Source organism: Nocardia vermiculata NBRC 100427 (assembly GCF_001613265.1).
GTDB lineage: Bacteria > Actinomycetota > Actinomycetes > Mycobacteriales > Mycobacteriaceae > Nocardia > Nocardia vermiculata.
The window spans coordinates 123920-150670 of record NZ_BDCA01000007.1; the positions used below are offsets into that span (position 1 = coordinate 123920).

26 protein-coding genes are annotated in these 26751 nt (G+C 67.1%); 16 read left to right on the forward strand and 10 right to left on the reverse strand.

Going from position 1 to position 26751, the window contains the following annotated elements; all coding sequences use genetic code 11:
• Window positions 1-174: 174 nt before the first annotated feature.
• The 4 genes from NV2_RS11235 to NV2_RS11250 all read right to left on the reverse strand — a co-directional run bounded on the left by NV2_RS11235 (window position 175) and on the right by NV2_RS11250 (window position 4356).
• Window positions 175-1317, reverse strand: coding sequence for an amidohydrolase (locus tag NV2_RS11235; RefSeq protein ID WP_084474402.1), 1143 nt, complete (start codon window positions 1315-1317; stop codon window positions 175-177).
• Window positions 1318-1406: 89 nt separating this feature from the next.
• On the reverse strand, window positions 1407-2624 hold the full coding sequence (locus NV2_RS11240; protein ID WP_174550577.1) for a M20 family metallopeptidase: 1218 nt from the start codon (window positions 2622-2624) through the stop codon (window positions 1407-1409).
• A gap of 45 nt (window positions 2625-2669) precedes the next feature.
• The gene (locus tag NV2_RS11245; RefSeq protein WP_067871580.1) at window positions 2670-3371 is read right to left on the reverse strand and encodes an enoyl-CoA hydratase-related protein; all 702 of its coding nucleotides are present in this window, start codon (window positions 3369-3371) and stop codon (window positions 2670-2672) included.
• Between the two features lie 73 nt (window positions 3372-3444).
• On the reverse strand, window positions 3445-4356 hold the full coding sequence (locus tag NV2_RS11250) for a ribonuclease Z (protein ID WP_067871583.1): 912 nt from the start codon (window positions 4354-4356) through the stop codon (window positions 3445-3447).
• Between the two features lie 97 nt (window positions 4357-4453).
• Between NV2_RS11250 and NV2_RS11255 the strand changes: the two genes are divergently transcribed.
• Complete coding sequence (locus tag NV2_RS11255) at window positions 4454-5233, forward strand: purine-nucleoside phosphorylase (protein WP_067871586.1); 780 nt, start codon at window positions 4454-4456, stop codon at window positions 5231-5233.
• Between the two features lie 10 nt (window positions 5234-5243).
• On the forward strand, window positions 5244-6818 hold the full coding sequence (locus NV2_RS11260) for a phospho-sugar mutase (protein WP_067871589.1): 1575 nt from the start codon (window positions 5244-5246) through the stop codon (window positions 6816-6818).
• A 64-nt stretch (window positions 6819-6882) separates the two neighbouring features.
• On the opposite strand, the gene upp is transcribed toward NV2_RS11260, so the two are convergent.
• Window positions 6883-7512, reverse strand: coding sequence for a uracil phosphoribosyltransferase (upp, locus tag NV2_RS11265; protein ID WP_067871591.1), 630 nt, complete (start codon window positions 7510-7512; stop codon window positions 6883-6885).
• A 139-nt stretch (window positions 7513-7651) separates the two neighbouring features.
• Between upp and NV2_RS11270 the strand changes: the two genes are divergently transcribed.
• Genes NV2_RS11270 through NV2_RS11290 form a run of 5 tightly spaced genes read left to right on the forward strand, consistent with a single transcriptional unit; the run spans window position 7652 to window position 11109 of the window.
• Entirely contained in the window at window positions 7652-7975 is a 324-nt protein-coding gene (locus tag NV2_RS11270; RefSeq protein WP_307613494.1) for a type VII secretion target, read from the forward strand.
• On the forward strand, window positions 7975-9108 hold the full coding sequence (locus NV2_RS11275) for an NlpC/P60 family protein (protein ID WP_067871594.1): 1134 nt from the start codon (window positions 7975-7977) through the stop codon (window positions 9106-9108). The genes NV2_RS11270 and NV2_RS11275 overlap by 1 nt, the downstream gene beginning before the upstream one ends.
• Window positions 9105-9455: a hypothetical protein gene (locus tag NV2_RS11280; protein WP_067871597.1), complete on the forward strand. Its 351-nt coding sequence runs from the start codon at window positions 9105-9107 to the stop codon at window positions 9453-9455. Before NV2_RS11275 ends, NV2_RS11280 begins: the two co-directional genes overlap by 4 nt.
• A 22-nt stretch (window positions 9456-9477) precedes the next feature.
• Window positions 9478-9810 (forward strand): YbaB/EbfC family nucleoid-associated protein, encoded by a 333-nt coding sequence (locus NV2_RS11285; RefSeq protein WP_067871600.1) that lies wholly within the window; start codon window positions 9478-9480, stop codon window positions 9808-9810.
• A 33-nt stretch (window positions 9811-9843) separates the two neighbouring features.
• Window positions 9844-11109, forward strand: coding sequence for a SatS C-terminal domain-containing protein (locus NV2_RS11290; RefSeq protein ID WP_067871603.1), 1266 nt, complete (start codon window positions 9844-9846; stop codon window positions 11107-11109).
• A gap of 15 nt (window positions 11110-11124) precedes the next feature.
• On the opposite strand, the gene NV2_RS11295 is transcribed toward NV2_RS11290, so the two are convergent.
• The 3 genes from NV2_RS11295 to NV2_RS11305 form a co-directional block, all read right to left on the reverse strand.
• Window positions 11125-12219 (reverse strand): adenosine deaminase, encoded by a 1095-nt coding sequence (locus NV2_RS11295; protein WP_067871606.1) that lies wholly within the window; start codon window positions 12217-12219, stop codon window positions 11125-11127.
• Between the two features lie 117 nt (window positions 12220-12336).
• A complete protein-coding gene (locus NV2_RS11300) occupies window positions 12337-13623 on the reverse strand; it encodes a thymidine phosphorylase (protein WP_067871608.1) in 1287 nt (428 codons plus the stop codon).
• A 92-nt stretch (window positions 13624-13715) separates the two neighbouring features.
• Entirely contained in the window at window positions 13716-14117 is a 402-nt protein-coding gene (locus tag NV2_RS11305; protein ID WP_067871611.1) for a cytidine deaminase, read from the reverse strand.
• A gap of 331 nt (window positions 14118-14448) precedes the next feature.
• Between NV2_RS11305 and sdhC the strand changes: the two genes are divergently transcribed.
• The 5 genes from sdhC to NV2_RS11330 all read left to right on the forward strand — a co-directional run bounded on the left by sdhC (window position 14449) and on the right by NV2_RS11330 (window position 18932).
• Complete coding sequence (gene sdhC, locus NV2_RS11310) at window positions 14449-14850, forward strand: succinate dehydrogenase, cytochrome b556 subunit (RefSeq protein ID WP_067871614.1); 402 nt, start codon at window positions 14449-14451, stop codon at window positions 14848-14850.
• Window positions 14851-14854: 4 nt separating this feature from the next.
• Complete coding sequence (locus NV2_RS11315) at window positions 14855-15286, forward strand: succinate dehydrogenase hydrophobic membrane anchor subunit (protein ID WP_067871618.1); 432 nt, start codon at window positions 14855-14857, stop codon at window positions 15284-15286.
• A 13-nt stretch (window positions 15287-15299) separates the two neighbouring features.
• Complete coding sequence (gene sdhA / locus NV2_RS11320; protein ID WP_067871621.1) at window positions 15300-17084, forward strand: succinate dehydrogenase flavoprotein subunit; 1785 nt, start codon at window positions 15300-15302, stop codon at window positions 17082-17084.
• The gene (locus NV2_RS11325; protein ID WP_067871624.1) at window positions 17084-17860 is read left to right on the forward strand and encodes a succinate dehydrogenase iron-sulfur subunit; all 777 of its coding nucleotides are present in this window, start codon (window positions 17084-17086) and stop codon (window positions 17858-17860) included. Before sdhA ends, NV2_RS11325 begins: the two co-directional genes overlap by 1 nt.
• A 187-nt stretch (window positions 17861-18047) precedes the next feature.
• Window positions 18048-18932, forward strand: coding sequence for a phenylalanine 4-monooxygenase (locus NV2_RS11330; protein WP_067871627.1), 885 nt, complete (start codon window positions 18048-18050; stop codon window positions 18930-18932).
• 24 nt (window positions 18933-18956) lie between these two features.
• Here the strand turns inward: NV2_RS11330 and NV2_RS11335 are convergent, their stop codons facing one another.
• Together NV2_RS11335 and NV2_RS11340 are read right to left on the reverse strand one after the other, a co-directional pair.
• Window positions 18957-19601 (reverse strand): acyl-CoA-like ligand-binding transcription factor, encoded by a 645-nt coding sequence (locus tag NV2_RS11335; protein ID WP_174550578.1) that lies wholly within the window; start codon window positions 19599-19601, stop codon window positions 18957-18959.
• Window positions 19591-21144, reverse strand: a complete 1554-nt coding sequence (locus tag NV2_RS11340; protein WP_245662550.1) for an MFS transporter — start codon at window positions 21142-21144, stop codon at window positions 19591-19593. Before NV2_RS11340 ends, NV2_RS11335 begins: the two co-directional genes overlap by 11 nt.
• A gap of 153 nt (window positions 21145-21297) precedes the next feature.
• On the opposite strand from NV2_RS11340, the gene NV2_RS11345 reads away from it, so the two are divergent.
• The 4 genes from NV2_RS11345 to NV2_RS11360 all read left to right on the forward strand — a co-directional run bounded on the left by NV2_RS11345 (window position 21298) and on the right by NV2_RS11360 (window position 26694).
• Complete coding sequence (locus NV2_RS11345; RefSeq protein WP_067871966.1) at window positions 21298-22617, forward strand: D-alanyl-D-alanine carboxypeptidase family protein; 1320 nt, start codon at window positions 21298-21300, stop codon at window positions 22615-22617.
• Between the two features lie 36 nt (window positions 22618-22653).
• Entirely contained in the window at window positions 22654-23277 is a 624-nt protein-coding gene (locus tag NV2_RS11350) for a MerR family transcriptional regulator (protein WP_157102856.1), read from the forward strand.
• Window positions 23274-24470: a HipA domain-containing protein gene (locus NV2_RS11355; protein ID WP_067871635.1), complete on the forward strand. Its 1197-nt coding sequence runs from the start codon at window positions 23274-23276 to the stop codon at window positions 24468-24470. Before NV2_RS11350 ends, NV2_RS11355 begins: the two co-directional genes overlap by 4 nt.
• A 178-nt stretch (window positions 24471-24648) precedes the next feature.
• The gene (locus NV2_RS11360; protein WP_084474350.1) at window positions 24649-26694 is read left to right on the forward strand and encodes a PhoX family protein; all 2046 of its coding nucleotides are present in this window, start codon (window positions 24649-24651) and stop codon (window positions 26692-26694) included.
• The last annotated feature ends 57 nt before the right edge of the window (window positions 26695-26751 follow it).

Here is a 26751-nt window from a genome sequence, read left to right on the forward strand (position 1 = left end):
GCCGCAGGCGCGGCGAGCCGGTCGGTGTGACCTCAGGACCGGCCCGGTCGGTGTGCCCTAGGACCGGCCCGGTCGGTGTGACCCCAGGACCGGCCCGGTCGGTGTGCCCCAGGACCGGCCCGGTCGGTGTGCCCCAGGACCGGCCCGGTCGGTGCCACCGGCGGACCGTCCCGGTCAGTGCGACTGCAGGACCAGATTTGTCAGCACACGGACCCCGGTGGCCAGGGCCCGTTCGTCGATATCGAAGGTCGGCTGGTGGATATCCAGCTGTGGTCCCGCACCGGACCATACGCCCAGCCTGCCCATTGCCCCGGGCACTTCTTCGAGGTACCAGGAGAAGTCTTCGCCTCCGCCGGATTGCGGCGTATCCGACAGTGCGTCCGGTCCCAGGCCGAGGATGGCGTCCTCGAGCATGCGGGTGCACGCTTCGTCGTTGACCACCGGCGGCACGCCGCGCTTGTAGTTCAGCTGATACCGCACACCGGTCGGCGCGAGCAGCCCGTCGACGATCTCACGGACCATCGGCTCGAGCAGTGACCAGGTGGCGTGATCGCCCGTGCGTACGGTCCCGGTCAGCATGCCGGTCTGCGGGATCGCATTGGGCGCTTTCCCCGCCGACACCGCACCCCACACCATCACGGTGCTGGTCCGCGGGTCGATACGGCGGCTGAGCAGGCCCGGCAGGCCGGTGATGACGGTGCCGATGGCATAGACCAGATCACTGGTCAGATGCGGGCGGGAGGTATGCCCGCCGGGCGAGTCCAGCACCAGTTCGACGGTATCGGCCGCGGAGGTGATGGCACCGACGCGCACGCCGAGCCGGCCGGCCTCGAGCCGGGGATCGCAGTGCAGCGCGAACACCCGTGCGACGTCGTCCATCGCCCCGGCGGCGACCATATCGATGGCGCCACCGGGCATCACTTCCTCGGCGTGCTGGAAGATGAAGCGAACCCCCACCGGCAACTCGTCCAGATCGGCCAGTGCGAGCGCGGTCGCCAGCAGGATCGAGGTGTGCGCGTCGTGTCCGCACGCATGCGAGACACCCGGCACGGTCGAGGCGAACGGGCGCCCGGTGTATTCCTGCAGCGGCAGGGCATCCATATCGGCACGCAGCGCGATCCGCGGACCGGCCGGGCCGATATCGCAGATCAGACCGGTTCCGGTAGGTAGTTTGCGCGGTTCCAGGCCGGCCTTGACCAGCCAGGATTCGACGAATTCGGTGGTGGCATGCTCGGCCCGGGACAGCTCCGGGTTGGCGTGGATGTGGCGGCGCCAGCCGATCAGGTCGTCGCCGTGTTCACGTAACCATGCCTCGATCGCGGCCTGTCCCGCCGCCACCTCGAGCTGCGGCCCGCGATGCGGTGCGGCCCCTTCTTCGCGGCCCGCCGGTGACCGGCCGATCGTGCTCACCGAATGTCCTCCTGTCGCTGAATACTGCGCTCCAACAACCTGTTCCTGTGTAGTTGATCGCCCGCAACCTGAATTGCGGTACGGGCCAGCGCCCGGGCCCCGTCCAGCACGGCCAGATCGGCCGACGGGGTCACACAGGCGGCAGCGAATTCCCGCTGGTGGGTGACCGCGCCACCCGCGTCGATCCCGATCACCGGGTGAATGCCGGGGATGGCATTCGTGATGTTGCCCATATCGGTACTGCCCAGCAGTCGCTGCGCCTCGAATTCCGGCGCGAGCGGTGTTCGGCCGATGCCGACGACCTGCTCGCGATACGCATTCAGCAGCGCCGGATCCGGCGTGAGTTCGGTATACACGGGCGCCAGCGGCCGGATCGTATGGGTACATCCGGTAGCCAGCGCTCCCGCCGCGAAACAGGCCGAAGCGCGCTGTAGCAGATCGTCGAGGGATGCGGAGTCTTCCGCTCGCAGGTAGTAGAGCAGTTCCGCATGGCCCGGCACGATATTCGGGGCAACACCGCCTGATTCGACTATACCGTGCAGCTGCTGGCCGGGCCGCAGGTGCTGACGCAGCAGACCCAGGGCGACCTGCGCCACTGTCGCGGCATCACCGGCGTTGCGGCCGTACTCCGGCGCGGCACTGGCGTGCGCCTCGCGCCCCTCGAACGACACCGACAGATCGGCCAGCGCCAGCGAGCGTGTCCCGACGATGTCGACCGGTCCCGGATGCACCATGAGGGCCATCGCGATGCCGTCGAACACCCCGCGTTCCAGCATCAGGACCTTGCCGCCGCCGCTCTCCTCGGCGGGTGTGCCGAAGACCTTCACGGTGAGCCCGCACCGGTCCGCGACCTCGGCCAGCGCCAGGGCCGCCCCGACCGCGGTAGCGGCGATGATGTTGTGGCCGCAGGCATGACCGATATCGGGCAGTGCGTCGTATTCGGCACAGAGCCCCACCACGAGCTCACCACTGCCGTAGGTGGCGACGAATGCGGTGTCCAGTCCGGCGACCGGAGCGTCGATCTCGAAGCCACGCTCCCGCAGCGGCGCCATCGTCATGCGCACACTGCGGAATTCGGCGAAGGCCAGTTCCGGTTCGGCGTGAATGGCGTGCGACAGGTCGACGAGTTCCCGCGCGGCGGCCGAGACCGCGGCGTCGGCCGCCGCGATCAGTGCCGGGTCCGCGGCAACGGGTTTCTCCTCGCTGCGTGGCATGGCACACAGTCTCGCACTGTGCGCCGCGCGGCGATCACCGGGTTATCACCCGCCGAAGGGCAGATTCTCCGCAGTGGTCGGCGTATTCAGCCCCTCCAGCGCGCGGGCATGCAGGGCGCGCTTGATGACGGGCAGGATCGGCTTGCGGTTGGCGGTCAGCGCACCCGCCCGGGCGACCGCGTCCGCCAGCACCCGGTCCGCATCCGCCTGCGTGTCGACGATGCCCGCGGCGATCGCGTCCACGGCGCTGTAGCGACGTCCGGTGGTCATTGCCTCGACCGCGACCTGATTGGTCAGCCGCTCGGTGACCAGCGCATTCATTGCGACCGTGAACGGCATACCGAGATGGATCTCCGGCAGCGACCAGTAGCCGCGATCGGAGCGCATCACCCGGAAGTCGTGCGAGAGCGCCAGCATCGCGCCCGCACCGAAGGCATGGCCGTTCAGCGCGGCGACCGTCGGCATGTTCAGGGTCAGCAGGCGGCTGAACATGGAATGGACGCGGTCCAGGTAGCCGTGCATCCGGTCCAGGTTCGCGAACAGCCAGTCGGTGTCGAGGCCGTTGCTGAAGAATTTGCCGGTCGCGACCGTCACCAGTGCGGCCGGGCCTTCGGCGGCCTCGACCCGGTCCAGCTGGTCGTGGAATTCGTCGATCCAATCGGGGTGGAAGCGGTTCTCGCTGTCGGTCTGTCCCTCGTTGCCGAGGTACAGCACGAATACGTCCCCGTCACGTTCCAAGTACGGCATAAGCAGAGGATATGCAGTCGCATACGGAGCACGCGCAGCGCACCCTCGATAAGTTACCGGCGAGTTGGGTTCGTCATCGCCGCGGCGGCATCGGCACCCGCACGAGGTCCTCGGCGACAACCAGTTCCCCGTCGAAATGCCGCCGTGCCTCGGCCCGATGTCCCGCCGGATCGGTATAGCGCTGCGAGAAATGGGTGAGCACCAGGGTGCGAACGCCGGCCTCCGCAGCGGCCCGCGCCGCCTGTGCGGCGGTGAGATGGCCGTAGTCGCGGGCCAGCCCGGCTTCGGTCTCCAGGAAGGTGGACTCGATCACCAGCATATCGGCGCCTTCGGCCAATTCCGCTACGCCGGAACACATCCGGGTGTCCATGACGAAGGCGAACCGCTGTCCGGGCCGGACGGTCGACACCTGATCGAGGGTCACCGTGCGCCCGTCGGCGGTCTGAACCGCCCCCTCGCGCTGTAGACGACCCACCACCGGACCGGTCAATCCGAATTCGGCGAGCCGCTCGGGCAGCAGCCGATAGCCGTCGGGCTCGGTGAGCCGGTAGCCGAAGGTCGGCACCCGATGCGACAGTGGCACGGCGTCCAGGGTGAACGGCGCCTCGGGCAGCGGGATCGGGCCCCGGTCCGTCACGGGACGTTCGCGCAGTCCGGCGCCGCAGCCGGGCACCAATCCGCGCAGGTGCGCGAGCAGTTCGGCCCCCTCGCCCGGGAAGCAGATGTCGACCGGATGCGAGACCTGATCCAGCTCCAGCCGCGCCAGCACACCGGGCAGGCCGAAGCAGTGATCACCGTGGAAGTGGGTGAGGCAGATCCGGGTGATGCCGCTGGCCGAGACGCCCGCGAACGACATCTGGCGCTGGGTTCCTTCGCCGGGATCGAACAGCAACCCCTCACCGTCCCAGCGCAACAGATATCCGTTGTGGTTGCGCCGACGGGTCGGCACCTGACTGGCCGTACCGAGGACCACGAGTTCACGCACGGCCCCATCCTCCCCCGGAGCGGGTCACCTCGCGCGGCGGCCGACGGGAGTGTCCGGCCGGTGCCGCACTCACCCTCCGGCGCACTATCGTGGGCGGATGCTTGCCGAACAGGCCGCCGAGGCGATCGCCACCCGTACGGGAGTAATCCACCACCACGTCGCGGTGATACTCGGATCCGGCTGGCAGACCGCCGCCACCGAGATCGGCGCACCCACCGCGTCGATTCCGATGTCCGAACTTCCGGGATTCGAGCCGCCGACCGCGCAGGGACACCAGGGAGTCGTGCACTCGGTCACCGTCGGCGAGTCCCAAGTGCTGCTGATGATGGGCCGCCAGCACCTCTACGAGGGCTACGAACCGCAGCGGGTCGTGCACGCGGTGCACGCGGCGGCCGCAGCCGGTGCGACGACGGTGATTCTCACCAATGCCGCCGGCGGTATCCGGCCGGGCCTGCGGGTCGGCGAGACGGTGCTGATCTCCGATCACCTGAACCTGACCGGCCGCACCCCGCTCACCGGTGCGTCGTTCGTGAATATGGTCGATGCCTGGGATCCCGCTCTGCGTACCCTGGCCCGGGAGGTCGATCCCGCCTTGACCGAGGGGGTGTACGCCGGCCTCAACGGGCCGCAATACGAAACACCCGCCGAGATCCGGATGCTCGGCGGTATGGGCGCGGATCTGGTCGGCATGTCGACGGTCCTGGAAGCCATCGCGGCACGGTCGCTGGAACTGCGCCTGCTGGGGATCTCACTGGTGACCAACCTGGCCGCCGGAGTGACCGGGGAAGCGCTCTCCCATGAGGAGGTACTGGCCGAGGGTCGCGCCGCCGCGCCCAGATTGGGCAAACTGCTGCGCGGTGTGCTGGAACGACTGTGAGGAGCCGCTGATGTTGCGATTCGGTACGGCCGGGCTGCGCGGCCCCCTGCGCGACGGCCCGGACGGCATGAACAGCGACACCGTGGCACGTGCGAGTGCCGGTGTGGCCGAGTGGCTTCGGGACCGCTGCCTGGGCGGTGGGCTGGTTCTGGTGGGCCGCGACGCTCGGCACGGTTCGGCGGAATTCGCCACGGTGACAGCGGAAGTCTTCGCGGCAGCCGGATTCTCGGTGCTCACGCTGCCCCGCCCGTTGCCCACACCGGTGCTGGCATTCGCGGTGCGTGAACTGGGCGCGGTGGCCGGAGTTCAGATCACCGCCTCGCACAATCCGGCCTCCGACAACGGCTACAAGCTCTACCTCGACGGCGGCGCGCAACTGGTCCCACCCGCCGACACCGAGATCGAGCGCTGCATCGACGCGGTGACCGAACCGATCGCGCGCATCCCCGCGAAACCGACCGCGCCGAAGCCGGAATCCCTGGGCATCCCGGCGGGCACCGATCTCGGCGAAGAACTGCTGCGCCGCTATCTGGCCCGGGCCGCGACCGTGCCACTGCTGATCGGCGGCACCGACGACAAGGCCATCGTCGAGCGCCGCGGCACACTGCGCATCGCCCTGACGCCGATGCACGGTGTGGGCGGGGAAACGGCCGTGATCGCATTGGCAGCGGCGGGCTTCACCGATGTGCACGTGGTGGAGGAGCAGTTCACGCCCGACCCGGACTTTCCCACGGTGCCGTTCCCGAACCCGGAAGAACCCGGCGCGGCCGATCTACTGCTGGACCTGGCCGAGAAGGTCGACGCCGACCTGGCGATCGCCCTCGACCCGGATGCCGATCGCTGTGCACTCGGCGTGCCCGGCCCGCACGGGTGGCACATGCTGCGCGGCGACGAAACCGGCGTGCTACTCGCCGATTACGTGCTCGATCGCGCACCGCGGCACGCACTGGTCGCGACCACGGTGGTGTCCTCCCGCCTGCTCAGCGCGCTGGCCCCCGCCCGGGGTGCGCGTTACGCGGAAACCCTCACCGGATTCAAATGGCTGGCTCGCGCCGGAGAGGGCCTGGTCTACGCCTACGAGGAGGCGATCGGGCACTGCGTGGACCCGGCGGCGGTACGCGACAAGGACGGCATCACCGCGGCAGTTGCCGCCGCCGATCTGGTCGCACGGCTCGCGGCCGACGGCCGGAATCTGCTGAACCTGCTCGACGACTACGCCGTCGAATTCGGTGTGCACGCCGGTGATCAGGTGGTGCTGCGGCTGCCGGATCAGCAGGCGGCGGCCGAGCGGGTGGCCCGGTTGCGCACCGCGCCGCCGGAACGCATCGGCGGGGTGCCCGTCACCACCACCGATCTGTCGGTGCTGCGCGGGCCGATGCGCACCGACGCCGTAATCTTGGAGAGCGCAGCGGGTCCCGAGGGGGAATCACTCCGGATCGTGGTCCGGCCGTCGGGTACCGAGCCCAAGCTCAAGTGTTATCTCGAGGTGGTCGAACCGGTCGCCGACCGTGCCCGGCTCGAGCAGGCTCGCGATCGTGGCGCGCAACGACTGTCGGTGCTGCGCGAATTCTGCGCGGGACTGTGATTCGGGTCGAAGCGCGGCGGTGACTCGGGCCCGCGGCGGTGACTCGGCCGGAGCAGGCGGGTGCTCACTCCTGTCTCGGCCCGAACTGACGATCACCGGCATCGCCGAGCCCGGGCACGATGAACGCGTCGGAATCCAGTCCGTCGTCGACCGCGGCGGTGACCAGCCGCACCGGGAAACCAGAATTCTCCAGTGCTGCAACACCTTCGGGCGCCGCAACCACGCATACCGCGGTGATATCGGTGGCATTGCGAGCCGCCAGCAGTTCCAGCGTGTGCACCATCGACCCGCCGGTGGCCAGCATCGGATCGAGTACGAACACCGGAGTTCCGGACAGATCCGCGGGTAGCGATTCCAGATACGGGACGGGCCGGTGGGTCTGCTCGTCGCGCGCCATCCCGACGAAGCCGACCCGCGACTGGGGGATCAGCCCGCTCGCGGCATCGACCATGCCCAGCCCGGCGCGCAGTACCGGCACCAGCAGCGGCGGCTGGTCGAGGCGGGTGCCGCGCGCGGTGGCGACCGGTGTGGCGACATCGAACATCCGGATCGGTGCCTCGCGCAGGGCCTCGTAGACGAGGAATGCGGTGAGATCGGCGAGTGCTGCCCGGAAGCCCGCATTCGAGGTGCGGGCATCGCGCATGGTGGTCAGCAAGGTCGCTGCCAGCGGGTGAGCCACAATATGCGTACGCATGGGGGGAACGATAAGGTCTTGCCGGATTCGGATTCGGCACCGAGGGTGGATTTCGGCCGGCGAGAGGGAACCGTTGCGCACGAGCGTGCGTCGAACCAGTCGAATGACGTAATCTGCCACCAGACCAGCACGATGGGGGATGTTGATGCACAAGATCTCGGTCGATACCGAGGGCGTCGCGGCCTACGGCGCCACTGCCACGGGCCTGGCCGGTGAAATGGGAGTCGCCGCGGCCGGTGCCGCCGGAGCCGACCCGCTCCTGCTCGGGCCTATCTTCGGACTGGTGGGAGGCGACTTCGTCGCCGCCTACGCTGCCGCGCACGCCGGACATGTCGCCGGTATCGGCGAATTGTCCGCTGTGATGGGCAGTATGGGCGCAGCCGCCGCCGGCGCCGCCACGACGTACTCCGGAACCGATGCGGACCACGCTGCCACCATCCGGTCCACGGAGGTCCAGATCTGATGACGGCCGTCATCGATCTGGACGCACTCGCCAAACCACTGATCGATCTGCTCGAGAGTTTCGGTTCCGGTGTGCTGCCGGCCGGAGGCCCGGCCGATGCGCTACGGCAGGTGTCCACGCATCTGGACGGCATCCATCAAGCCGGTAGCTCCAGCATCAACCAGGTGAGCAACGCGTGGAGCGGCCGCGGCGGTGACTCCGCGATGGACAAGGCCATGAAGGTGCAGACCTCGTCGGCATCGATGTCGGACCGCGGCAACGATATGGCCGATGTGGTCAGCCAAGCGGCGGCCACGGTGCAGACCGGGCAGAAAGACCTCGACGGCATTGTGCAGTCGTTCGTCCACTCGGTGACTGCGCTCGGCCCCGCGGTCACCACCGCACCCGGGCTGATAACGGTGGTCAATTCGGCGATCGATCATTTCGGTCAGGCTCTCGGCGTCGTCGGCCAGGTGCGGTCGGACCTCGATACCCACACCACGTCGATGGGCGAACTCACGCCGGGGCCACCGACTCCGTCGATGGCGGGCACTCCGGTCGCGGCGGCCTCGGCCGCGGCGCCCGCGCTCAGTGCAGGAGCCCAGACAGCCACCTCCATGCTCGGCGGCCTGGTCTCGAGCGGCGGTTCGATGATGAGCGGGATGGTCTCGCCGGCTTCTGCCGCGACGCCCTCGTCATCTTCGGGCACCCGCTCCGCCGACGGCCGGCCCGGCGAGGAGAAGAAGGGCCGCCACGGCGGTGTCATGATCACCCTGCCCGACGGCAGCGAGGTCGAGGCCCCCAACGAGAAGGCCGCGACCGCGGTCAAGTCCGCGATCAGCGCCTGCGGTACCCCGTATGTCTGGGGCGGCAACAGCCCCGGCTCCGGTCTGGACTGCAGTGGCCTCACCAAGTGGGCCTACGGCGAGGCCGGGGTGGATCTGCCGCGCCTGGCCTGTGATCAGAGCGCGGGCGGTACCCCGGTCAGCCGCGGCGATGTGATGCCGGGCGATCTGGCCGTCTGGGACGGGCACGTCGCGATGGTCGTCGGTAACGGACAGATGGTCGAGGCCGGGGATCCGGTGCAGATCGACCCGATTCGAACGGAGAACATGGGCATGGGGTTCCACGGCTTCTACAGGCCGACTTCATGAGCGAGCCGCAGCGAGAGCAGATCCCGAACGTCACCGTTGCCGCCAGCAGCAACCGCGCGGGCACCATCAGCGTACGAGCCACCGACCAGGGCGTTCCGGTCGAAATCAAATTCGAGCGCAGCGAATACCGGTACGGTGCACAGGCTTTGGCGGCCGAGATCCTCCGGCTCACCAAGCGTTCGGCGATCGTCGCCAAGGCGCGCCGCCGCGAACTGCTCGCCGAATCCGGTATGCCTACCGAGATACTGGACAAGCTGGGCCTGCCGACGCGACAGACCGCCGTCGACGAGCTCGACCGGATGGACGACGAGGACACCGGCCCGACCAGCTGGATGAGGCCCGTGTGAGCGAGGAAAGGGACGACGCACTGTGAGCGCCGAAATGGATGCCCTCGTCGCCGCCGCGACGAACAAGCTCGAAGCTCTGGAGGCTGCGCTCTACGAGCTGAAGAATGTGCGTGGCCGGTTCACCGCCGAGGACGGCTCGGTCGGCGTCGAGGTCGACAGCGACGGTGCGCTGGTGGGGCTGACACTGTCGGAGAACGTCACCTCACATCCACCGTCCGAGGTGAGCCAGCTGATCATCTGGGCCTGCCAGCAGGCGGCGCAGAACGCGGGAGAACAGCGGTCCGAAGTTGTCGGGACGCTGAATTCCGCCTTCACCGCGCCCGATGCGGGAAACGTTGCGGGGCGGGCCGAATAGTGCCGGACGCTTCGGCTCGATAGGCTTTCGGTCATGGCTTCTGGAGACATCGTCCCGATCGAGCTCGGCCTCACCGACGGCGATCTGGTCACCCTGTGGGCACCGCGCTGGCGAGACGGTGACGACGAGTGGGAGGCATTCCTCGGACACGAGGACCAGCTCTACGGCTTCGATTCGCCCGCCGAGCTGGCTGCCTTCATCCGGACCAACGACGACAACGATCTGGTGGACCATCCGTCCTGGAAGATCGTCGCCGGTTTATCGGCTGCCGAGCTGGAGCCGCAGGAGGAGCATGTCTTCGACCTGATCGGTGTGCCCGAGCTCGCGGCGGGCGATCCCGAGCCGGAGATCATCGCCGAACTCGAGGAGACCCTCGACATGGTTCGCACCATCGGCGAGGTGTGCGAGCTCGAGGTGGTGATCAAATTCTTCGGTAACCACCCGGTGCTCGGCGCTCTGCCCGCTGGGGTGACGGCATTCGTCGGCCGCGAGGGCGAACAGCTCTGGGACCAGGTCGGCAGTGCCATCGCCAAGGATTGGGATCAGGTCATCGACGCCATCGACTCGGTGGTGACGAGCCCCGATGTCGATGCCGAGGCGCTGGCTGTGGCGGAGGCGGAGGTGCTGGCCGCCGAGCAGAACGTGGTGGACGCCGAGGACGCGGTCGATTCCGACGAGGATGACGACATCGAGCCGGTCGATCTCGACGACGATTCCGACGAAACCGACGCCGAAGACGACGACGAGGACGAGACCTTCTGGCACGAGGTCGGCATCGACCCGGTCAAGGTCGTCACGTCCGAGGGCGAGTTCTTCACGTTGCGCTGCTACCTGGACGACGAACCGGTGTTCCTCGGCAAGGGCGGCAGCATCACCGTCTTCACCTCCGAACGTGCCCTTGCCCGCTATCTGGCCGATGATCACGAACACGATCTGGCCCAGGTCAGCACCTACGCCGAGGTGCAGACCGCCGCGGTGGACGGCTCCCTCGAGGTGGAGGTCACCGAGGAGAACATCTACGTGCTGCCGGGCCTGGCCGACGACCTGGCCCAGGGCCCACGCGCCGTCGATGTCGACCAGCTCGACCTGGCCGTCGAACTGTTCACCGATGCCGCCGACTACCTCGGTGACGATTCGGTCGAGCGGGCGCTGGCGAAATCGACGCCGCTGGGGTGGTACGTCTCCTATCTGCTCGAACCCGATCCGGCCCGGATGGCCCCGAGCCCGCCGTTCGCCGCGGAGGGTGAGGGCTGGCGAGCGCTGGAACAGGCTTTCGAGAACCGGCTGCAGAAGGAGTGATCCCGGTCGGCGCGCTCAGCCGATCAACACCGCGTACCCGGGTTTGATCACCTCGTCGATGATGCGCAGCCGCTCCGGAAACGGGATGAACGCCGACTTCATGGCATTGATGGTGAACCGTTCCAGATCACTCCAGCCGTAGCCGAAGGTGTCGACCAGTTTGAGCATTTCGCGGCTCATATCGGTATCGCTCATCAGCCGGTTGTCGGTATTGACCGTGACCCGGAACCGCAGCCGGGCCAGCACATCGAACGGATGCTTCTCCAGCGAGGGCACCGCGCCGGTCTGCACATTCGACGACGGGCACAGCTCGAGCGGAATCCGTTTGTCGCGAACGTAATTCGCAACCAGACCGAGGACCGGCCCGGTGCCGGCGGCGTCGGTGATGTCGTCGGTGATGCGCACGCCGTGCCCGAGCCGGTCACAGCCGCAGAAGGCCACGGCCTCGTGGATCGACGGCAGGCCGAACGCCTCCCCGGCGTGAATGGTGAACTGCGCGCAGTTGGAGCGCATGTATTCGAAGGCATCCAGATGCCGCGACGGCGGATATCCGGCCTCGGCGCCGGCGATGTCGAACCCACCCACACCCCGATCCCGGAATCGGACGGTCAGCTCCGCGATCTCACGCGAACGGGCGGCATGACGCATGGCGGTGAGCAGGCAGACCACGCGGATGGGAGTGCCCTCCTCGGCGGCGAGCTGCTCGCCCTCCCGGAAACCTGCCAGGGTGTGCTCGACGACCTCGTCGAGGGTCAGGTCGCGTTCGAGATGCTGTTCGGGCGCGAAACGGACCTCGGCGTACACCACGCCGTCCGCGGCCAGATCCTGGGCGCATTCCCGGGCGACGCGGCGTAAGCCCTCCGGCGTCTGCATCACGGCGACGGTATGGGTGAAGGTCTCCAGGTAGCGTTCCAGCGATCCGCTGTCGGCGGCCTCCCGGAACCACTGTGCCAGCGAGGTGGCATCGGTGGCCGGTAGCTGGTCGTATCCGCAGTCCTCCGCCAGTGCGAGCACGGTCGCAGGACGCAGCCCACCATCGAGGTGGTCGTGCAGCACGGCCTTGGGGGCCTGGCGGATCGAGGCGAGTGTCAAAGGCGTCGGTCCAGTCATATATCGACGCTATCCGCATTCTCGGCGCCGCGCAGGGAAGTTGCGCGGGTGTGCATCCCCCGGCCGATGTTTGGTTGCCGCAGGGTCGCTCACATGTTGCCGACGGCTCGCGGCCCGTCAGCCGGAGATGCGGTCGATGATAAGCGGCACCGATTCCGGTGGCTGCGCACCGATCTCGTATCCGTCGCGCAGGGCCGCGACCGCTGCCGGTACGGCGGCTTCGGTATCGGTGTGCACGGTGAACAGCGGCTGCCCGGAAGCGACAGGGTCTCCCGGCTTGCAATGCATTTCCACTCCGGCTGCGAATTGCACGGATTCACCCTGCCGGGTGCGGCCGGCGCCCAGTAGCCAGGCCGCGCGACCGACGGCAAGCGCGTCCAACCGGGTGAGGACGCCCCCCTCGTGCGCCACAACGGTTTCGGTGTGCCGCGCGACCGGCAGCGGTGCGGCGGGGTCTCCCCCTTGCGCCGCGATCATCGCGCGCCAGTGGTCCATGGCGCGACCGCCGGCCAGCACATCCGCCGGGTCGGTATCGCGAATTCCCGCTTGTTCCACCATTTCTCGCGCCAATGCCACGGTGAGCTCGACAACGTCCGGCGGGCCGCCACCGGCCAGCACCTGCACCGCTTCCGCCACTTCGAGCGCATTGCCGGCCGTCCGCCCCAGTGGTGTATCCATCCCGGTGAGCAAGGCGACCGTACGTACCCCGGCGTCGACGCCCAGTTCGACCATCGCCGTGGCCAGGTCGGTGGCGTCGGCCCGGTTCTTCATGAATGCGCCGCTGCCGACCTTCACATCCAGCACCAGCGCTCCGGTCCCCTCCGCGATCTTCTTGCTCATGATCGAACTCGCGATCAACGGCACCGATTCGACGGTCCCGGTGACATCACGCAAGGCGTACAGGCGGCGGTCCGCCGGAACGAGGTCGGCGCCGGCCGCGCACACCACGGCGCCGATCCCCGGATCGGTGAGAATCTCGCGCATGCGGGCCGCGGTGAGATCGGCCTGCCAGCCGGGGATGGATTCCAGTTTGTCCAGCGTGCCGCCGGTATGGCCGAGCCCGCGGCCCGACAACTGCGGCACCGCCGCCCCGCAGGCGGCCACCAGCGGCGCCAGCGGCAGTGTGATTTTGTCTCCTACACCGCCGGTGGAGTGTTTGTCGACGGTGGGGCGGGGCAGGTCGGTGAAGTCCATCCGCTGCCCGGAGGCGATCATGGCCGCGGTCCAGCGCGCCAGCTCGCGCCGGTTCATCCCGCGCAGCACGATCGCCATCGCGAGCGCCGACATCTGCTCGTCGGCGACCGCGCCGCGAGTGAAGGCGTCCACCACCCAGCCGATCTGGTCGTCGGACAGCGCGCCACCGTCGCGCTTGGCTGCGATCACCGATACCGCCGAATGCGTCACGCCCCCACCCTGCCAAACCCGCTCCGGTTTCGCCGCGCCGCAACCGCGGGCCGAGCACCGCAGTCGATCCCGCAGTGCCCGGCGAGGTCGCCTCAGGAACGGACCGCGGACAGATCATCGGGACCGAAGGCATCGGGCAACAGTTGCGCGAGAGTGACCGGACCGGTGCGGTGATCGACCTGCAATTGCGGACCGCCGTGTTCGTAGAGCACCTGCCGGCATCGCCCGCACGGCATCAGAATTTCGCCGCGCGCATCGCAGACCGTGATCGCCCGCAACCGGCCGCCACCCGAGGAAATCAAGTTACCGACCAGTACACATTCGGCGCAGAGACACAGACCGTATGAGACATTTTCCACATTGCAGCCGCGCACAATTCGGTCGCCGACAGTGTGAGCGGCGGCGCCGACCGGGAACTCGGAGTATGGTGCGTAGGCATTTTCCAGAGTCTGGAATGCGCTGGTACGCAGTGCGTTCCAGTCGATTTCCGGCATAACGGACCTCCACTCGCGGGGCTGTTGTGACAGTGTAGAAACAGCGTCGGATACCCGTCGAATATTCAGGCAAGGCAAACCTAACTCGCCTGTTGGAGACGCAACGCACGGTACGCCGAATTAGTTCCGCCATTCACCGGGGATTAGAGTTCACAGCAGATCGGTCCAGGTTCGGCAGCATGCCGCCGGCCACCGCCTCCGGATGACAGCTCCGGGCATGAGCTGGTGATTCTCCAGATTCAGCTGCTCGTCCCGTGCGCCGAATCTGCGACCGGATCCGACTGCCGGCCCGCCGGCGTGTCCATCAACGACGTTGGAGGCACCGCACTCTATGACGACCACACTGGAAGCTCCGGCTCAGCCGAAGCGGAAGACCTTGTACCGCGGCGACCCCGGTATGTGGTCCTGGGCCCTGCACCGGATCACCGGTGTCACGATCTTCTTCTTCCTGTTCGTCCACGTACTCGACACCGCTCTGGTGCGAGTCAGCCCGGACACCTACGACCAGGCGATCGAGACCTACAAGAACCCGCTCGTGGCCCTCATGGAGATGGGCCTGGTCGTCTGCGTGCTGTTCCATGCCCTCAACGGCGTTCGCGTGATCCTGGTCGACTTCTGGTCCAAGGGTCCCAAGTACCAGCGCACGATGCTGTGGATCGTGCTCGCGGTCTGGATCCTGGTCTCCGCCGCCGGCGTCGGCCGCCAGTTCTTCTACCTGCTGACGGAGCACTGAACCCATGACTGCACCTGTTCTCGGTAAGTCCTACGACCGCCCGGCCAGCCTGGATGCGCCCCGATCCCCGCGCCGCGCCGCCGGTAACAACTTCGAGAAGTACGCGTGGCTGTTCATGCGCTTCTCCGGCCTGCTGCTGATCGTGCTGGTATTCGGCCACCTGACGATCATGCTGATGCTCGACGGCGGCGTGAAGCGGCTCAACTTCGGCTTCGTCGCCGGCCGCTGGGCGAGCCCGTTCTGGCAGCTCTGGGACCTGACCATGTTGTGGTTGGCCCAGCTGCACGGCGGCAACGGCCTGCGCACCGTCATCGACGACTACTCCCGCAAGGACTCCACCCGCTTCTGGCTGAAGACGCTGCTGGTCGTCTCCATGATCCTGATCATGGGTGTGGGCACCTACGTCATCTTCACCTTCGACCCCAACATCAGTTAGGAACGCCACCGCGATGAGCGAATCTCGACCGGTTCAGGAGCACCGCTACGACGTGGTCATCGTCGGTGCCGGTGGCGCGGGGATGCGTGCGGCGATCGAGGCCGGCCCCCGGGCCCGCACCGCTGTGCTGACCAAGCTGTACCCGACCCGAAGCCACACCGGCGCGGCCCAGGGCGGTATGTGTGCCGCACTGGCCAACGTCGAAGAAGACAACTGGGAATGGCACACCTTCGACACCGTCAAGGGCGGCGACTACCTCGTCGACCAGGACGCCGCGGAGATCATGGCCAAGGAGGCCATCGACGCGGTGCTCGATCTGGAGAAGATGGGCCTGCCGTTCAACCGGACGCCCGAAGGCAAGATCGACCAGCGTCGTTTCGGTGGTCACACCCGTGATCACGGCAAGGCCCCCGTGCGCCGTGCGTGCTACGCCGCGGACCGCACCGGCCACATGATCCTGCAGACGCTGTACCAGAACTGCGTCAAGCACGACGTGGAGTTCTACAACGAGTTCTACGTGCTCGACCTGGTGATGAGCGAGACCGATCGTGGTCCGGTCGCCACCGGCGTGGTCGCCTACGAGCTGGCCACCGGTGAGATCCACGTCTTCCACGCGAAGTCGATCATCTTCGCCACCGGCGGTTCCGGCCGCATGTACAAGACCACCTCCAACGCGCACACGCTGACCGGTGACGGTATGGCGATCGTGTTCCGCAAGGGCCTGCCCCTCGAGGACATGGAGTTCCACCAGTTCCATCCGACGGGTCTGGCAGGTCTGGGCATCCTGATCTCCGAGGCCGTCCGTGGTGAGGGTGGCATCCTGCGCAACTCCGACGGTGAGCGCTTCATGGAGCGCTACGCCCCCACCATCAAGGACCTCGCGCCCCGCGACATCGTGGCGCGGTCGATGGTGCTGGAGGTGGCCGAGGGCCGCGGTGGCGGCCCGAACAAGGACTACGTCTACATCGACGTGACCCACCTCGGCGAGGACGTGCTCGAGGAGAAGCTGCCCGACATCACCGAGTTCTCCCGCACCTACCTGGGCGTGGACCCGGTGAAGGAGCCGGTGCCGGTCATGCCGACCTGTCACTACGTGATGGGTGGCATCCCGACCCGGATCCGCGGTGAGGTCCTGCGCAACAACACCGATATCGTCCCCGGCCTCTACGCCGCCGGTGAGTGCGCATGCGTGTCGGTGCACGGCTCCAACCGCCTGGGCACCAACTCGCTGCTGGACATCAACGTGTTCGGCCGCCGCTCCGGTATCGCGGCCGCCGAGTACGCGCAGCGCACCGAGTTCACCGAGCTTCCGGAGAACCCGGCGGCCATGGTGCAGGACTGGCTGGCCCTGATCCTGTCCGACCACGGCAACGAGCGGGTCGCCGATATCCGCACCGAGATGCAGGCGACCATGGATACCAATGCCGGCGTCTTCCGCACCGAGGAGACGCTCAAGCAGGCGCTGACCGATATCCACGCGCTCAAGGAGCGTTACGAGCACATCACAGTGCAGGACAAGGGCAAGCGCTACAACAGCGACCTGCTCGAGGCCGTGGAGCTCGGCTTCCTGCTGGAGCTGGCCGAGGTCACCATCGTGGGTGCGCTCAACCGCAAGGAGTCGCGCGGCGGCCACGCTCGCGAGGACTACCCCGACCGCGACGATGTCAACTTCATGCGCCACACCATGGCGTACAAGCAGGTCGAGCCCGGTAAGCCGGCGGAGCTGATCGCCGATATCCAGCTCGACTTCAAGCCGGTCGTACAGACCCGTTACGAGCCGATGGAGCGTAAGTACTGATGACTGCTGTAGCAGAAGCCCCCGCCGGGCAGAAGCCGGCTCCGGTGCCGGCCGGGTCGACCATGGTGACCGTCAAGATCGCCCGGTTCAACCCCGAAGACGACAAGGGTGCGCACTGGGATTCGTTCCAGGTGCCGGTGCTGCCGACCGACCGCTTCCTGAACGTGCTCATCTACATCAAGTCCTACCTGGACGGCACGCTCACGTTCCGCCGTTCGTGCGCACACGGTGTGTGTGGTTCCGACGCCATGCGCATCAACGGCGTCAACCGGCTGGCATGCAAGGTGCTGATGCGCGACATGCTGCCGAAGAACGGCAAAGAGCTCACCATGACCGTCGAGCCCATCCGCGGCCTGCCCGTGGAGAAGGACCTGGTCGTGGACATGGAGCCGTTCTTCGACGCGTTCCGTGCGGTGAAGCCGTACCTGATCACGCACGGCAACGAGCCCACCCGCGAGCGCATCCAGTCCCAGCACGACCGTGCCCGCTTCGATGACACCACCAAGTGCATCCTGTGCGCCTGCTGCACCACCTCCTGCCCGGTGTACTGGAGCGACGGCAGCTACTTCGGCCCGGCCGCGATCGTGAACGCACACCGCTTCATCTTCGACAGCCGCGACGAGGGCGCCCGCGAGCGTCTGGACATCCTCAACGATGTCGAGGGTGTGTGGCGCTGCCGCACCACCTTCAACTGCACCGACGCGTGCCCTCGCGGCATCGAGGTCACCAAGGCCATCCAGGAAGTCAAGCGAGCCCTGCTGTTCGCCCGCCCCTGAGGTAGCGCAGTTCGAACCGGAGCCGCCCGCATCATCGGATGCGGGCGGCTTCTTCGTGTGCCGGTAGTTCGCGGCCGATGGTCCACATCCCTGCGATGTAGGCAGCATTTTCCCGCACAGCTAGGCAATTTGCTCAGTTTGCCGCAGGTTTGTTGTCAGGACAGGTCAGTAGTGCTTGCCTGGAGATATGTTCACCGAAGGGCGGTTGTACTCGCCGGTTACCACGGGTAGCGACGGCGATGTGACCGTGCATTTGAGTGCCGAGCACCCGGGTGTACACGACCCCGAGTACCGGGCGCGACGCAATTCGATCGCGGCCCTGGCGCTGGCGTACCGACCGGGTGAACCGCTGCCGCGCATCGACTACTCCGAAGCCGAGCAGCAGGTGTGGCGGATCGTGTCGGCGGAGCTGACGCACAAGCACGCCGACTACGCATGCGCGGAGGTGCTCGCCGGTGAACAGCGACTGGCGTTGCCGGTCGACCATATCCCCCAACTGGCCGAGGTGACCGATAAACTAGTGCCGCTCAGCGGTTTTCGCTACGTCCCGGCAGCCGGTCTGGTTCCGCTGCGGGAATTCTTCGGCTCGTTCGCCGACCGAATCTTCCACTCCACCCAGTACATTCGTCATCACTCGGCCCCGCTCTACACACCGGAGCCCGATGCCGTGCACGAGATCATCGGGCATGCGAACCAGCTCGCCGCCCCACGTTTCGCCGCGCTCTACGCCGCGGCCGGAACCGCGGTCGCGCGGCTGGAAACGGACGCGGCGCTGAAATTCCTCGCCGACGTATTCTGGTTCTCGATGGAATTCGGCGTTCTTCGTGAGCACGGCGAAATACGTTGCTACGGCGCGGGTCTACTCTCTTCCTACGGTGAGATCGAAGAGTTCCGGCAGGCCCGGCTGCGCCCGCTGGACATCCACGAGATGGGCACCGCCGCCTACGACATCACCCACTATCAGCCGGTGCTGTACTGCGCGGAATCGGTGGCACAGATCGAGGACGTGATCGGTGGATTCTTCTCTACCGTGAGTGACGATACGGTCGCAGCTCACCTGGCGGCACAGTAACCGTCGAGAATGTGCAGTGGAACGCTAGCCGACGCTGCCGGTATTCGGGCCCAACGGCATTCCGGCCTCCATGAAGTCGACGATACGTTCCACCCTGTCCATGTCCAGCCCCGCCGAACTGAACGCGGTCATCAGGGCGCCGACCACCGCACCGGAGAAGGCCAGCACCTCGAAATCGTCTTCCGCCCTGCCGATTCGGCGCGCCAGCAGGCCGGCGACGAGCCGCACATTGCGCTCGGTTTCGCGCATGACCACGCTGCGTAGTTCCGGCTCGCTGTAGATCAGCTTCATCCGGTCCTGTTCGAACTGCCACTCCTCGGGGTCGAGTTCCGCGAAGGTGTCGCGCATGCCCTGCCGGAAGGCGGCCAGGGTACTCAGCTCCGGGGGCTGCGATTCGAAGGCACGGATCATGATCGGGTCGACATCGTCGACGAGCACCAGCTGTTCCTTGGACGGGAAGTAGCGGAAGAACGTACTGGGCGAGATATCGGCGGCCTCGGCGATCTGCTCGACCGTGGTAGCCGTGTATCCCTGCCGTTGAAACAGCTTCAACGCCTCGGTGCGGATGGTGCGCCGGGTGCGTTGCTTCTTGCGTTCACGCAAGCCCGTCCGGGGCGAGGGACTCGCCCCGGTATGGGCCCGCATGGGAGCCTTCGACTCAGCCGACATGCACCGATTGTCCCGCATCGGCGTCCTCGGTCGCGTCGCGCGCCCCGTTTCGGGTGAAGAACGCGGCCAGTACCGCACCCAGCAGGCACACCACCGCGCACAGCCACAGCATGGCACCCATGCCCGAAACGAACGCCGACTGCACCACCGCCAGCAGGTCACCGTTTCCGGAAGCGTGCGCGACCGCAGCGCCCGCATTCACCCCGTCGGACACCGGCTCGTGGTTATAGGAGCCGAGGTCGGCGCGGTAGCGGGTGGCCAGCACCGTGCCGAGTACCGCTACGCCGATGGTGCCGCCGCCCTGCCGCAACGCCTGAATCAGCGCGGATCCCGAACCGGCGCGTTCGGCACTCAACTCACCCATCGCCATGCCCATCGCGGCGGGCATCACCATGCCCATGGCGAAGCCGAGCGCGGTGGTCCAGATCGCGGTGTATCCGTAGCCGCTGCCCACATCCGTCATCGCGCCCATCGCCAAGGCGGCACCGAAGATCAGGAAGCCGACGCTCAGTACGAGCCGACCGCCCACCTTCGGCAGAAGTTTGTCCACGATGCGGGTACCGACCGCGAGCCCGCCGAGCATCGGCAGCAGCCGCAGTCCGCTCCCCAGGGTGTCCGCCCCCAGTACCGCCTGGAAATACTGCGGCACCGTGAAGAACATGCCGAACATCGCGAAGTTGACGAAGACGGAAAACGCGGTGCCCCAGCTGAACCCGCGGTTGGCGAACAGTGCGATATCGATCAGCGGATGCGCCGCTCGCCGTTGCCACCAGATGAATCCGGCCAGCAGGACGGCACCGGCGAGCACCGTCGCCCACGCGGTGCCATCGCTCCAGCCGGTGTCACCGAAGCGGATGAATCCGTAGGTGAAGCACAGCATCCCGGCAGCCGACAGCACCACACCGGGGAGATCGAGGCGGGACCGGGTCGCGGCGCGGGTCTCGGGCACCAGGGCCAGAACTGCGAGCAGGCCGACCACGACCAGGGGGACGTTGATCAGAAATACCGAACCCCACCAGAAATGCTGCAGCAACCAGCCACCCACGATCGGTCCGAGGGGCAGCCCCACCGCGGTGCAGGTGACCCAGATCGTGAGCGCCCGCTGGCGTTCACCCTGATCGGGGAACAGGCTGGGCAGCACCGACATCGACAGCGGCATCATCGCCGCGGCAGCGACGCCGAGCACGGCGCGCGCCGCAATGAGCATTCCGGCGGAGGTCGCCAGCGCGCACCACAGCGAGGCGCCGCCGAAAAGGACCAACGCCGCCAGCAGCACCTTCTTGCGCCCGTAGCGGTCGCCGAGCGCACCGGCGGGCAGCATCAGCGCGGCCAGCGCGAGCGTGTAAGCGGTGGTGAACCATTGCAGCGCACCGGTATTCGCATGCAGGTCGATTGCCATTGTGGGCAGTGCGACCACCAGCACGGTGGTATCCAGCCCGATGGTGAGCATGGCCAGCCCCATCGCCGCCAACGCCAGCCAGCGCGCCCGGCCGGTGTCCTTCCCGTGCACGTCCGGCGGCATCTCCACCGGTGCGGACGTCATACCGTCCGCCGATCCACCGCGATTCATGAGATCCCCATCCACTTGGTTGCGTCTACTTTTTGATAGTAACTCCCATTTTGTTGTGGCTGTCAAGGGTTACTGTGACCAGACGGACGCGGCACCACCCCGGCGCGCCGCATAAACTGCATGTCGATGAACACCCGCGCCTCCCGCACTCCCCACCGCCACCGCACCCACTCGCTGGCGGCTACCGCACTGACCGCCGGGATGCTGGGGGCTGCCGCGCTCACCGGACTCGGCGCCGCCACCGCGGCCCCACCACCCCCGACATCCACGCCTTTCACCACGCCGAATACCAATTCCTGCCCGAACAAGAAGCTCCCACCCCCGCCGATCGACACCTCGGAGGTCCCCAAGCCCGGCGAGACCTCCCCCGCACCCCTACCGGTGCCCTCGACACCGATCGGCGGCGACAAGCTGGGCGACTGCGGTGTGATCCTGCCCACCGGCGCCCCCGCGGTCCCCGCCGACATCTCGGCGACCTCGTGGCTGGTCGCCGACCTCGACACCGGACAGGTCGTCGCCGCCAAGGACCCGCACGGCCGCTATCGGCCGGCGTCCACCATCAAAACGCTGCTGGCCGCGGTCGCCCTGCCCGCGCTGGACCAGAACGCTGTGGTGACCGGCACGCAGGAGGATGCGAACGTCGACGGCACCCGCGTCGGTATCGGCCCCGGCGGCCGCTACACCAACGAGCAACTCTTCCACGCCCTGCTGATGTGCTCAGGTAACGACGCCGCGCACGCCATCGCCGCCCAGCTCGGTGGTGACGACGCCACCGTCGAGAAGATGAATGAAATGGCGAAACAGTTGCGCGCCATGGATACTCGCGCCGCCACCCCGTCCGGCCTGGACGGTCCCGGCATGAGCACCTCCGCCTACGACCTGGCGGCGATCTTCCGCCACGACATGCAGATCCCCGCCTTCGCCGACATCATCGGCACCGAGCAGTACGACTTCCCCGGCTACCCGGCCAACCCCAAGATCGAAGGCGATCAGGACCATCCCGGCTTCCCGCTCGCCAACGACAACCAGCTGCTCTACAACTACGACGGCAACCTGGGCGGCAAAACCGGCTACACCGACGATGCCCGCCAAACCTTCGTCACCGCCGCCGAACGAGACGGCCGCCGCCTGGCAGTCACCATGCTCAAGGCCGACGTCCTGCCCATCCGGCCACCCGAACAGGCCGCCCGCCTGCTCGACTACGCCTTCGCCCTCCCCGCCGGCGCCCATATCGGCGAACTACCGGGCCCCGACGACGAGGCGGCACCGACCGAAGCGGTACTCGCCGCCCCACCCGGCCCCGAGGCCGCAACCGTGGCGACGGCGACATCCACCGCCCCGAACAGCGACGGCAACCTACGGACTATCGGGATCATCGGCGGATTCGCGGTAGTTATCGGACTGGGACTGTTCGGCTGGTCCCGGCTGGGCCGTCCACGCAGGTAGGGGTTGCCTGACTCTATTCGCCGGTACACTTGTGTCATGAACGTCGCGGAGTACGCGGAGCTGACACAGGTGTCACCCAGGCGAGTTCGCGCAATGGCCCGGTCCGGGGTCATCCAGGCACACCGGACCGGTGATCGCTGGGAAATCGATGAGGTAGCACCCCACCGACGGAGACGACGCCCACTGTCACCGGCGTCGCGGCTGGCACTCACGCGCGCCCTGCACACCAGAACCCTGGAGGGGCTGTCCGGCCAGATGCGGGCGCGCACCGCAGAACGCGTCGACCTGTTGCGACGCACGGACGAACCCGCCCACATCCTTGCCGACTGGTGGGGCGGCGTGGCACCCACTCACCTCGACGGCGGATCCAACCTGGTCGTGCACGCGATACGAGGGAACCACGACAGAGTCGCGGAGGTACTGCACCGCCCACGCACCGAGTATCTCCGCGAGCCCGCGGATCTTGCGCGGACAGTTCGAGACGAGCGCGCGATCCATGGGCTCACCAGGAGAGCGCTGTCCGAACGAGCGGACGTCGACACGGGATTGATCGGATCGATCGAGCGCGCCGAGCCATTGAACGATATCCGCGGTGTCCGCAGGGTTCTCCGCGCCCTCGAGGTCGAACCCCTGGCCCTGCCGCCGATGGATCTGCGATGACTCGCACCTTGCACGCCTGGCTGGAAGGCGTTTATGCGGGCCGCTTCACTCGGGACAGCACAGGACTCGTCCAATTCCAGTACCACACAGTCACATCGACGCCGTCGATCTCGCTGTCACTGCCGCGAGAAGGTAAGCCCTCCCGTCGTGCGGCCGGAAACTTCCTGGAGAACCTACTACCCGACCATCTCCACATCCGGAAGCAAATGGCTGACGCCTACGGCATCGAGACAACCGACACTTTCGATCTTCTGGAGGTGGCCGGCGGAGACGTCGCCGGGGGCCTGCTACTTTCCGCGCACGAAGTGCAGCCAACGGCAGACCCACTGATACTGGATCCGGCGACCGACGGGGACATCGCCGCACGGATCGCAGCAATCAAGCGCACTCCTGACGCCTGGATCGGCTCCCGGAGCCCAGCACGGTTTTCACTCGCCGGAACGCAGGGCAAATTTGCGCTCTCCCAAGTCGGAGAGGAGTGGTACTGGTCCAATGCGACGGTGCCGTCGACCCACATCCTCAAGCCCGCGCGGCCGAATCTTCCAGGGCTGGAGGCAGCCGAAGCCGCCGCACTCGGACTCGCGGCAGAAACCGGAATCGGCGCGCCACCGGCACAGGTGCTCCGTATCAAGGACCAGACCACCTACGTCGTCGAACGATTCGATCGTGATCGTTCCGGCCAGATCGCTGCGCGCATCCATACCGAAGATCTGGCTCAAGCGATGGGAAAGGGCCCGGACGACAAGTACGGTGTGACGGCCGCGCAGGTCATCCAGCTACTACGCCAACGGGTGGGGATCGATGCGGCGTACGCATTCATTGGTCAACTCGCTTTCAATACCTTCATCGGAAACGCAGACGCTCATGCCAAGAACTACTCGCTGATGATCCGCCCTGACGGTATTTCACTCACGCCGATGTACGACATAGTGCCAGTGGGCCTGTATCCCGCATTCGACCAGAAGCTCGCGATGCGAATCGGCGGCGCTCAGCGTGCTCCGGAAGTCGGCCTCCAGCACTGGCGGAAGCTGGCACGAACCACGTCGCTGGATGAGGAGCGCGTCGACACCATCGTCACAGGTCTGGCGCGGTCCATCGCTGAAGCGATCGACTCGACCACGCTCGGTCTGGAGCCGGCTCAGGCTGCGCGGCTGCGGGAACTGATCCACCGGAACGTCGACAGGTTCAGTTGAGGGACCGGGCGCGTTCACTGTCGTTCGGCGCGCGTTCATTCCGGTGTATTCCCAGGCTTGCCGGAGTGTTCTACGGTGCGGCGGTCGGCTCGCTTCTGGAGGCATCGTGAGTAATACTGGCGCAGCCGCTCACGATGACGACCGGGCGCGGGTGTCCCGCACAGTTACTGGAGGCACCGTGAAGTTCAGTCCCCTCGCCCTGTTCGTGCAGCACGACGGCCGCTCCGCGCGCGCCGCGGTCACCTGCACCTACAAGTGCGGCAACGCGTGTTTTCACGAGGTCTCCAACAAGTCCTCCGGCGAATACTTCGGCGATATCGTGGCCGCCATATCGCGGCGGCGGGCGTTGCAGGGCAGTGCCGCCGCCGTGCTCGCTATCGGTGCGGGTGGTCTGCTCGCGGCGTGCGGTGCCGACGCCGATGATGTGGCAGCGGGCGGATCAGCCGGGCCGGGAGCGCAATTCACACCGGTGACACCGAATCAGGACGATGCCGTCGTCGTGCCCGAAGGCTACGAGCAGGCCGTGGTGATCCGCTGGGGCGACCCGATCTTCGCCGACGCACCACAGTTCGACTTCGACAAACAGACCGCCGCCGCGCAGGCGAAACAGTTCGGCTACAACAACGATTTCGCCGCACTGCTGCCGATCGAGAACCGCGACAACCGCTACCTGTTGGTCGTCAACCACGAGTACACCACCGAACCGTTCATGTTCACCGGTTTCGACGGTGCCACCATGACCCGGGACCAATTCGGCATCGCCATTGCGGCACACGGTCTTTCGGTAGTCGAGGTGAGCGGCGAGCCGGGCTCGGGCGCACTCACCCCCACCTTCGGCCACTACAACCGCCGCATCACCGCTGACACCGAGTTCCGGCTCACCGGACCGGCCGCGGGCAGCGAGTTCGTCAAGACCACCGCCGACCCGACCGGCACCAAGGTCGCAGGCACCTTCGCGAACTGCTCCGGCGGAGTAACACCTTGGGGCACAATCCTTTCCGGCGAAGAGAACTTCCACGGCTACTTCGTCGGCAAGCCCGCGGATCCGGTGGCCGCCGAACGGGCCGAACGCTACGGCGTCGGCGAGGTCGATGCCCCGCACTTCTGGGAAAAGTTCGACAAGCGCTTCGATGTGGCGGCCGAACCCAACGAATCCCACCGGTTCGGCTATGTGGTCGAAATCGATCCGTGGGACCCCGAATCCACACCCGTGAAACACTCCGCCCTGGGCCGGAACAAGCACGAGTCGGCCAACATTCACGTCACCGACGACGGCACCGTGGTCGCCTACAGCGGCGACGACGAACGCTTCGAATACATCTACAAATTCGTCTCCTCCCGCACCATCCGCCCCGGCAGCGACGCCGCGAGCCGCCGGGCCAATACGACCATCCTCGATGCCGGCACCCTCTACGTCGCCAAGCTGACCGGCGACCACGCCGACCGCATCGATGGCTCCGGCGCCGCACCGTCCGAGCAGGGCTTCACCGGCACCGGCCAATGGATTCCACTGCTGCACGTGGCCGAGGACGGCGCCGCGCAATCGCTCGTCGACGGCATGTCGGCCCAGGAGGTCGCCGTCTTCACCCGAATCGCCGGCGACAAGGCCGGCGCCACCAAGATGGACCGCCCGGAAGATATCGAGCCGAACCCGAAGACCGGCAAGGTGTACGTCGCACTCACCAACAACAGCAAACGCGGCCTCGACGGCAAAGCCGGCGTCGACGAGGCCAATCCGCGCGCCCAGAACAAGAACGGCCAGGTCCTCGAAATCACCGACAACCACAAGGGCACCGATTTCACCTGGTCACTCCTGCTGGTCTGCGGCGACCCGAACGCCGCCGACACCTACTACGGCGGCTTCGACAAAACCTCCGTCAGCCCCATCTCCTGCCCCGACAACGTCGCCTTCGACCCCCACGGAAACCTGTGGATCTCTACCGACGGCAACGCCCTGGACTCCAACGACGGCCTGTTCGCGGTAACACTCGACGGCGAGCGCCGCGGGGAGACCAAACAATTCCTCACCGTTCCGGCGGGGGCCGAGACCTGCGGGCCGGTGGTCACCGAGCAACGGGTGCTGGTGTGCGTCCAACATCCCGGTGAACTGGACGGCGCGTCGGCCGATGCACCGGCATCACACTGGCCCGACGGGGGTAGCAGCCAGCCGCGGCCGGCGGTGGTCGCGGTGTGGAAGGGGGACGGTGGGGCGATCGGGGTGTGAGCAAATGCTCTTCAAATGGGAACGAAATGGGAACCATGCTGGTCGGAGTAGGTTTTG

Coding starts and splice junctions, on each gene's coding strand:
- NV2_RS11240 (WP_174550577.1), bottom strand. CDS start 2,624: ATGCCACGCAGCGAGGAGAAACCCGTTGCCGCGGACCCGGCACTGATC.
- NV2_RS11245 (WP_067871580.1), bottom strand. CDS start 3,371: ATGCCGTACTTGGAACGTGACGGGGACGTATTCGTGCTGTACCTCGGC.
- NV2_RS11255 (WP_067871586.1), top strand. CDS start 4,454: ATGCTTGCCGAACAGGCCGCCGAGGCGATCGCCACCCGTACGGGAGTA.
- NV2_RS11260 (WP_067871589.1), top strand. CDS start 5,244: ATGTTGCGATTCGGTACGGCCGGGCTGCGCGGCCCCCTGCGCGACGGC.
- upp (WP_067871591.1), bottom strand. CDS start 7,512: ATGCGTACGCATATTGTGGCTCACCCGCTGGCAGCGACCTTGCTGACC.
- NV2_RS11270 (WP_307613494.1), top strand. CDS start 7,652: ATGTTGATGCACAAGATCTCGGTCGATACCGAGGGCGTCGCGGCCTAC.
- NV2_RS11275 (WP_067871594.1), top strand. CDS start 7,975: ATGACGGCCGTCATCGATCTGGACGCACTCGCCAAACCACTGATCGAT.
- NV2_RS11280 (WP_067871597.1), top strand. CDS start 9,105: ATGAGCGAGCCGCAGCGAGAGCAGATCCCGAACGTCACCGTTGCCGCC.
- NV2_RS11290 (WP_067871603.1), top strand. CDS start 9,844: ATGGCTTCTGGAGACATCGTCCCGATCGAGCTCGGCCTCACCGACGGC.
- NV2_RS11295 (WP_067871606.1), bottom strand. CDS start 12,219: ATGACTGGACCGACGCCTTTGACACTCGCCTCGATCCGCCAGGCCCCC.
- NV2_RS11305 (WP_067871611.1), bottom strand. CDS start 14,117: ATGCCGGAAATCGACTGGAACGCACTGCGTACCAGCGCATTCCAGACT.
- sdhC (WP_067871614.1), top strand. CDS start 14,449: ATGACGACCACACTGGAAGCTCCGGCTCAGCCGAAGCGGAAGACCTTG.
- NV2_RS11315 (WP_067871618.1), top strand. CDS start 14,855: ATGACTGCACCTGTTCTCGGTAAGTCCTACGACCGCCCGGCCAGCCTG.
- sdhA (WP_067871621.1), top strand. CDS start 15,300: ATGAGCGAATCTCGACCGGTTCAGGAGCACCGCTACGACGTGGTCATC.
- NV2_RS11325 (WP_067871624.1), top strand. CDS start 17,084: ATGACTGCTGTAGCAGAAGCCCCCGCCGGGCAGAAGCCGGCTCCGGTG.
- NV2_RS11330 (WP_067871627.1), top strand. CDS start 18,048: ATGTTCACCGAAGGGCGGTTGTACTCGCCGGTTACCACGGGTAGCGAC.
- NV2_RS11335 (WP_174550578.1), bottom strand. CDS start 19,601: ATGTCGGCTGAGTCGAAGGCTCCCATGCGGGCCCATACCGGGGCGAGT.
- NV2_RS11340 (WP_245662550.1), bottom strand. CDS start 21,144: ATGACGTCCGCACCGGTGGAGATGCCGCCGGACGTGCACGGGAAGGAC.
- NV2_RS11345 (WP_067871966.1), top strand. CDS start 21,298: ATGAACACCCGCGCCTCCCGCACTCCCCACCGCCACCGCACCCACTCG.
- NV2_RS11350 (WP_157102856.1), top strand. CDS start 22,654: ATGAACGTCGCGGAGTACGCGGAGCTGACACAGGTGTCACCCAGGCGA.
- NV2_RS11355 (WP_067871635.1), top strand. CDS start 23,274: ATGACTCGCACCTTGCACGCCTGGCTGGAAGGCGTTTATGCGGGCCGC.